Annotated in this window: 3 protein-coding genes; all 3 read right to left on the bottom strand. The window is 35.2% G+C overall.

Annotation, left to right across the window (positions count from 1 at the left end):
* Nucleotides 1–157 precede the first annotated feature (157 nt).
* Nucleotides 158–1,642, bottom strand: a complete 1,485-nt coding sequence (locus tag C8N37_RS20415; RefSeq protein WP_244914489.1) for a SusD/RagB family nutrient-binding outer membrane lipoprotein — start codon at nt 1,640–1,642, stop codon at nt 158–160.
* A 14-nt stretch (nt 1,643–1,656) separates the two neighbouring features.
* Entirely contained in the window at nt 1,657–4,887 is a 3,231-nt protein-coding gene (locus C8N37_RS20410) for a SusC/RagA family TonB-linked outer membrane protein (RefSeq protein WP_108160663.1), read from the bottom strand.
* Nucleotides 4,888–5,439: 552 nt separating this feature from the next.
* Complete coding sequence (gene serS / locus C8N37_RS20405) at nt 5,440–6,711, bottom strand: serine--tRNA ligase (protein ID WP_108160662.1); 1,272 nt, start codon at nt 6,709–6,711, stop codon at nt 5,440–5,442.
* Nucleotides 6,712–6,753: the final 42 nt, after the last annotated feature.

Here is a 6,753-nt window from a genome sequence, read left to right as displayed (position 1 = left end):
TAGGCTATAATCTCGCTGACTCCGTCGTAAATTGTTCTTTAGTTCTTTTTTCATAATAAGCTGAGTTAGATGTCAACTTATTTCAGGACGGGACACTTTAAAATAAAAAAGCGACCTCTTACGAGATCGCTTTTTAAAAATTATAACCTTAAAATTGTTATTTAACATCCCACCATACCGGCATATAGATCAACACATTACCAGGATAGTTCAAGTTTGAGGTTGCTTCACTATTTGCATAAGGCATACGTAATGGCATTCTTCCAGCACCTAAAAGAGATTCCACGGAAGTGGTAAAGAAAGTAGGATACCCCGTTCTTCTCCACTCGGTCCATGCTTCAAATCCTTGGAAACCACACATCGCAAAATACTTCTGCGTAATGATTGTTTTTAACTTAGTTTCAGTACTCGCTTCATCCTCAAACTTAGCATCTTTAGCATTGGCCAAGTAAGTTTTAGCTTCTTCATCACTGTATCCTGTCGCTTTAAAACTGGCAGCCACTCCCTGTTTATACAAAGCTGTAGCGTCACCATTGCCCCAGCCTTTTAATGCCGCTTCAGCTTGTAAGAACAAACTTTCAGTATTAGATAGCAATTTTACTGGCGCTGTAGCTGAAGTCGCTGCGTTCGCATTTGCAGCAACCAATGCAGATGGAGATGATACCGATTTATTCGTATTAGCTTTGTATCCACCTTGTACGATATGCGCTATTGTATCTTGAACTTTTCCATCAATACCGACCACTTTTTCATAAAATGCAAATCTTCTAGGGTCGTTGTTCGCAACAAAAGCATTAACAACAGTACTACTAGCGACAACATTCTGTACTCTTCTTAAACCAACCATATCATTATAAAGTGGATTTTCATTTCCTCCAGTAGTTGTGTACGTAATGGTAGCGTCTTGATTTAAGAAAATTGGATTTGAAGCATACAAAGCTTTAATACCTGCTGAAGCTTTATCTGGATCTACATTAGAAATTCTTAGATATGCTCTTAATTTCAATGTATTGGCAAAAGCTTTCCATTTTTTTAAATCTCCACCAAAAATCATATCTTGGCTACTTACAGCATTTGCTTGTGCAGTTCCTAGTAATGCAACTCCTTTATCAATATAATTGAAAATGGAATCATAAACCAACTCTTGCTTTTCATATTTAGGGCTAATGAATTGAGCAGCATTTAGAGCTTCAGATAATGGAATATCACCAAATGCATCTGTTGCCACCTGAAAAGTATATGCTTTCAATATATAAGCAATACCTTTAAAATACTCACTATTAGCAACGTTTGTATTTATAATTAATTCAGCATTATTTAAAGTATTTCTATAAAGAATTAACCATGATCTATCCATCGCCGTATTTGCGATTTTATATTGATCTATAGTCTGATACTGAGTAGATGATGGGTTTTGAGTCCAATATTGTCCCCATATATTTCCATACACTTGAAAAGTATTACCGATAACCTGACTAATACCAGCTTGTACCGTAGGTAAAAGTAGATTAGGATTAGCCTTGTCCGGATTATTTGGATTATCATTGATATCCAAAAATTTGCTACAACCCGTCAAGCCAAGCGTACCGATTAAAGCTACTGCTATTAGCTTTTTAGCATTTTTTAAATTTATTATGTTCATTATTTATAAGCGTATTAGAATGAAACCTTAACATTAATTCCGTAATTTCTTAAAGAAGGTTGAGCTGTATAGTCGAAACCTTGTGCATTACCCGCACCCGCTGAGTTAACTTCTGGATCAGCGTATTTATTTTCGCTAGGTGTCCAGATAAATAAATTGTTACCAAAGAATCCAATTGAAGCAGCTCCAAAAGGAGTGTTTTTTAATTGAGTCTTAGTAAATTTATAAGTAAGGGTTAGATTACGCAATTTGATATAAGTGGCATCAACTACATTCATACCGGCTTCGAGATTAGGATAGTAATCAATTTTATCATATTTGGCAGTTGTATTGACTACTGAATTTCCATCGGCATCAAGATAAACAGAATTAGGAAAAATTTGACCAAAACGATCTCCTCCACTTTCAGCAGAAGTTCCCACAAATGCTAGGATATCTTTTGTTCTTGAATAGAAAACACCTCCTTGTTTGGTATCGAATAAAGCGCTCATCGACCAATTTTTATAAGACAAGTTGGTTCCTAAAGAAGCTTGGAAATCTGGATTATAAGTGCCTAAATATTGTGCAGATTCGGTAGCGATAGGTAAACCAGTAGATTGATCAACAATAGTGCGACCTTGAGCATCTTTAGCATTAGTAACAGCATAAAACTCTCCATATGGACGACCAACTGCTGCTACGATTGACATTCCTGAAAAACCTCCAACAGAAACTTGATCAACACCATCCATTAACTCGACAACCTCACTGTTGTTCTTGGTAAATGTTCCAAACATTTCCCATGTGAAATTTTGGTTTTTGATAGGTGTACCTCTCAATGTTAACTCAACACCATTATTTTTAACCTTACCTGCATTTACTAAACTAAATCCATAACCTGTTGAATTTGGAATCGGAATACTTAAGATCTGATTTTTTGAATTATTGTTATAATAAGTAAAATCTGCGTACAAACGATTACTAAAAAAACCCAATTCAGTTCCTATTTCAAAAGAAGTTGTGATCTCAGGTTTTAAGTCTAAGTTACCAATAGTAGAGCTAGACATTAATGCTGCAACATTACCAAATGGAAAAGTTGTACTTCCAAAACCACCATTGATCTCACCTCTTGAGAAAGTAGTCAACAGTTGGTAAGGATCCGTATCAGAACCTACTTGTGCCCAGTTAGCACGTAATTTTGCATAATTAAACTTATTTTTCAATTCAGGAGTAAATAATTCTGAAAGAACAAATGAACCACTTACACTTGGATAGAAGAATGAATTATTTTGTTTTGGTAATGTAGATGACCAATCATTACGAGCTGTAGCTTGTAAATAAGCAATGTTTTTGTATGAAACATTCAAATCCCCATACACGCCGACTAATCTTCTGTTACTCCAAGAATCTGCTACCAAATCCAAAGGACCATTACTATTCGCTAAATTATACCATCCTGGCACCACTAAACCACCACTTGCATTTGTCGCAGTACTGCTTGTAGATGTTCTACGTTGACGGATATTGTTACCTAACATAAACGATGCTTCCCAATCATCATTGATAGCGTGAGTCGCAGTTGCCATAAAATCATGAACAATTTCATTCACATTGTATTGATCAATGCGATAACGGCCATTTCCAGTTTGAATGTTTGAATTTGTATAATTTCCAGAGGTATTATCTGCCGGTAAGAAACTATATTTTGGAGATTCGGATCGACGACGGTCTGTATAATTATCCAAACCTACACGCTCTTGAAAAGTTAACCACTCTAAAGGTTTATAAGTGACATTGAAATTTCCAATAATACGATTTACATCATTAAAATTATTATTGTTTTGTAAAACCCAATATGGATTCATGGAATACGGACCATAGTATCCATAAACATCGTTATGTTCAATACCATTTTCATCTGTATATCCGTAACCGTTATATGGATTGCTTAAATCTTTTAAACTAACAATATCAATATCTCTTGGTGTCTGTAACAAACTATTGTAAACAGAACCATTACCTTGTCCCCCTCCAACATTATTACTATTGATACGACTATAGTTTACGGAAACACCCGCCGAGAATTTATTGGAAAACTCTGTTGATCCATTAAAGCGTACACCGTACTTATTGTAACTATCTTTTTTCCCAGGAAAAACACCATTTGAGTTCAAGGCATTTAAACCTAAATAGAAAGTAGATTTATCAGAACCACCTGAAAAACTCAAATTATTATCCGATGCTAAGCCTAGATCAAAAAAATCTTTTACATTGTCCTTTACAGCAGAATAAGCTTTTTTCTGACGAACACCATTAATGGCTTGTCCCCACTCTTGAATTTCCCCTGTAAAAGGAGATCCCCATGACCAATTTTCCTTTGGATCATTATCAAAAACTAAATCACCTTTTTTTGTGCGACTTGATGAACCTTGTCCATATTGATTTTGAAATTCTGGCAATTTCAAAATAGAAGACATGGTATTGGTTGAACTAAAAGTGATTTCATTTTTAGCTCCTTTTTGACCACTTTTGGTTGTGATGATTAACGCACCATTAGATGCTCTTGAACCATATAATGCAGCTGCTGCAGGACCTTTTAAGACTGTTACAGATGCAATATCATCAGGATTGATATCATTACCACGGTTACCAAAATCAACGCTGGATAGTGAAGACGAACCTCCAATGACACTTGAATTGTCAATAGGTGTGCCATCAACGACAATAAGGGCTTGATTATTACCTGAAATAGATGATCCACCACGCAATACAACACGAGAAGAACTCCCTGGTGAGTTAGATGTTGAAGTAATGTTGACACCAGCCACTTTACCCGCTAATGCACCAATAGCACTTGAATTTCTTCCTTCAGTTAACTCATCACTTTTAATTGTTGGTGCCGAATAACCTAAAGATCTCTTCTCTCTTTTAATTGCATTTGCCGTAACAACAACCTCTTCCAAAGCATTATTGTTATCTTCTAATGAGACATTGAAAACAGAAGCATTGTTATTAACAATAATTGTTTTTTCGCCAAAACCAATGGAACGAAATACAACAACCTTACCAGCTGGAACATTCAAAGAGTAGTTACCATTAGCATCGGTCTGTGTAGCTTGATTAGTACCTTGTACAACAACAGTAACGCCTGGTACTGCTTGACCAGTTGCTGATGTAACACGGCCACTAATCTTTTTCTCTTGTGCGAATGCTACTGATGACAATATCATCCCACCTACAAGAAAACTAAGTAATGTTTGTTTCATGTTATTTACTTTGTTAATTTAATATTTTGATAAAATAATATCCATTCAAAAAAATGTCAAAACTTATATTGTTCAAACAACTTTATGTAAACGCAAATAAACTCCAAAGTGTGACATCAAAGGATTCAATTATACGTAAAAACAGAATAAACACATAGAAAGCGGAAAGGGCTTCTTAAAACACCCTCATGCTCATTTTTATGAGAATCTGTAAATTTTCTTTTTAAAATTTACGATAAATAACGTGGTAGTATGAACTTAACAGACATTACATCTGGAAAGCGGGAAGCAAATATATATAGACAAAGTTGCTATTACAAGTATTTTAACAAAAAAGTTTTTTTTACACCACAAATGTAAATAAGAGGAGAGTATATTGTAAAAAACGCAAGGAGCTTGAAAAGAAATTATATTTTCCTAAATCCGAATTAAAACAGAATTTTATACGGCATAACACTATATTAACAAAATTTTAACAGTAAAAGAGAATTTACGAAACAAAAAAAGGTTGTAAAAAAATTTACAACCTTCTCCTAATTTTTCTAAATAATACTAATCAATATATTCGAAACCAGTATAAGGAATCAATACATTCGGTATTCTAATTCCCTTTTCAGTTTGATTGTTTTCTAGTAAAGAAGCAACGATACGAGGGAGAGCTAAAGCTGAACCATTTAACGTATGCGCCAACTGCATTTTACCTTCTTGATTTTTAAATCTCACTTTCAAACGGTTGGATTGATAAGTTTCAAAATTTGAAACAGAAGATACTTCTAACCAACGTTTTTGAGCCGCACTGTATACTTCTAAATCATAAGTCAAAGCAGCGGTAAAACTCATATCACCACCACATAATCGCAACACACGATAAGGTAATTCCAATTTTTGCAATAAACTTTGCACGTAGGTATTCATTTCTTCCAATGCAGCATACGATTGATCTGGATGTACAATCTGCACCGTCTCTACCTTATCAAATTGATGTAAACGATTCAATCCGCGCACATGTGCACCATAGGAACCTGCTTCACGACGGAAACATGGTGTATATGCACAATGTCTAATCGGAAATTGCTCTTCTTTCACAATCACATCCCGATAGATATTCGTAACAGGTACTTCCGCAGTAGGAATTAAGTAGAGATCATCATGAGTTACATGATACATCTGGCCCTCTTTATCAGGCAACTGACCTGTAGCAAATGCAGACGCCTCATTAACCATAATCGGCACCTGTACTTCTTCATAACCTACTTTTGCAGCTTCATCTAAAAAGAAGTTGATCAAAGCTCGCTGCAATCGAGCTCCTTTACCTTTATATACAGGAAAACCTGCACCTGTTACCTTAACACCAAGCTCTAAATCTACAATCCCATATTTTGTTAATAAATCCCAATGAGAAACAGCATCTTCAGCTAGTGTAGGAATAGTTCCATGCTCCAAAACAACTTCATTATCGTCAGCAGAAACACCTACAGGAACGGATGTATGAGGTAAATTGGGAAGTTGAACTATTTTTGCATTTAGATCTTGTTCCACAATAGCCAATTCATCAGTCAGGTGTTTAACCTGTTCCTTATATCCTGAGGACTGGGATTTTATGGCTTCAGCTTCTTCCTTTTTACCTTGACGCATCAATTCTCCGATTTTTTTTGCGGATGAATTTGCTTCAGCTGAAACGGCATCTGACTCGGATTGAATTTTGCGACGTTGTTCATCTAAATGGATGATTTCATCAACTAATCCAATTTCCTTGAAATTTTTGACACCTAATCTTTCGATTACTTTATCCCTGTTTTCACGGATATAATTCAATTGCAACATAATTATGTGTATTTTTAAAGAAACAAACTTAGATAAATTTGT

This window comes from Sphingobacterium faecium (assembly GCF_003054045.1).
In the GTDB taxonomy this organism is placed as follows: Bacteria; Bacteroidota; Bacteroidia; order Sphingobacteriales; family Sphingobacteriaceae; genus Sphingobacterium; species Sphingobacterium faecium.
The sequence above is the reverse complement of the archived record's forward strand: the minus strand, read 5'-3'. Positions and strand labels throughout refer to the sequence as shown.

Bases quoted from the DNA above. Each gene is read 5' to 3' on its own strand.
- serS (WP_108160662.1), bottom strand. From the start codon at position 6,711: ATGTTGCAATTGAATTATATCCGTGAAAACAGGGATAAAGTAATCGAA.
- C8N37_RS20415 (WP_244914489.1), bottom strand. From the start codon at position 1,642: ATGAACATAATAAATTTAAAAAATGCTAAAAAGCTAATAGCAGTAGCT.
- C8N37_RS20410 (WP_108160663.1), bottom strand. From the start codon at position 4,887: ATGAAACAAACATTACTTAGTTTTCTTGTAGGTGGGATGATATTGTCA.